The sequence below is a fragment of the Xenorhabdus eapokensis genome, assembly GCF_001908105.1.
In genome coordinates, this window is the sequence record NZ_MKGQ01000114.1 from 1 (window position 1) to 1,235 (window position 1,235).

General features: G+C 50.8%; 2 protein-coding genes and 1 pseudogene. All 3 read right to left on the minus strand.

What is annotated here, in order from left to right; genetic code table 11:
- A pseudogene (locus Xedl_RS33875) lies at nt 1–125 on the minus strand (phage major capsid protein); the annotation flags it as partial.
- Between the two features lie 14 nt (nt 126–139).
- Entirely contained in the window at nt 140–793 is a 654-nt protein-coding gene (locus tag Xedl_RS19625) for an HK97 family phage prohead protease (protein ID WP_074025397.1), read from the minus strand.
- Nucleotides 771–1,235, minus strand: a 465-nt coding sequence (locus Xedl_RS19630; RefSeq protein WP_143187507.1) for a phage portal protein, incomplete at its 5' end; no start/stop codon positions are given. The genes Xedl_RS19625 and Xedl_RS19630, both read right to left, overlap by 23 nt.

The window sequence follows — 1,235 nt, forward strand, 5'->3', positions numbered from 1 at the left end:
CCGGCCAGTTTGCCTTTTTCAGCCTCGATCGCCTCAAAGCGTTTATCATTCTTCTCTTTGAACTCGTCAAAGCGCCCCTTGATTTCCTGCGCGACCTGTTCAACATCTTTCAATTCAACTGCCATAATGGACTCCGTGATTATTCAAAAGTAATAGTTTTCAATGCATTCAAAATGGACACGTCCGTTTCAGCGTCACGCAGAGACAACGCGCCGTACCCCTCAGCCATAAATGCCTTGGCCTGAGTTCGCGAAAGTCCAACGTCGCGCAGGACTCGCTCAATACTTTTCTGTGAGGGTAATTCGCCGCGGGCAAACGCCGATTTCACGTTGCCTACCCTCGCTTCGTCGTTAGCGGGAAAGGTCACCAGACTCACTTCCCATAAATCCAGCTCTTTTAGTAAAAATGCCTCTTTGCTCCGGTCATATTCCCAGTCTTTCAGGATATAACCGATGGACAGGCCGGAAAGCGAGCCGGCTTTCATGTGGGCATGAGCACGTTTTGCCAATGGATCATCATCAATCAGCAGTCGCCCCTTGAGATATAAGCCGGTTTCGTCTTCTTTCATCTCGGTATAGATACCGATCGGCTCATCCATCCGGTGCTGCCAGAGCAACGCGGGCAGGCTGCCTTTGTCACCCCATTGTTTCAGGGTGTTGGCAAACGCTCCCGGTAACACAATATCGTCGTAGCTGTCTTTCACCCCGAAAACCGACCCGTAGCCCTCGAACTCACCGGAGTCGCTGACGGATTTGATTTTCAGGGGAACATCAAGCCGTTGTTTCGTCATTATCGGCATGCGGTTTATCCTCCGTTTGGTCTTCCGGTTTGGTTGTCATATTCATCGGGGTCAGATAAATATCACCGCCCTCACGCGGGTTGAGTTCTTCCAGCTCCCGGCACTCGTTCGGTGAGTAGATCCCCCAATTAATCCCGGTCGCGTAGGCTTCAAAGCGGGATTTCATATCACCCCGCAAGAGTGCGCCCGTGTTGAACTTGGCGTAGAGCTGCCCTTGCTTGTTGTTTTTCACCAGTCCGGCATTAATCCGTTGCTCAATGCGGATGAGATAGGGGACGAGTGAATAGTTGATAAACCCAATCCCTAAATTCTCAATATTGTTAAAGGTGGCACGGTCAGTGTTCTGCACCATATGCAGGGGAACCCGGAAGATGCGGCAAATTTCCTCCAACTGAAACTTACGGGTTTCCAGAAACTGCGCATCTTCGGCGGATAA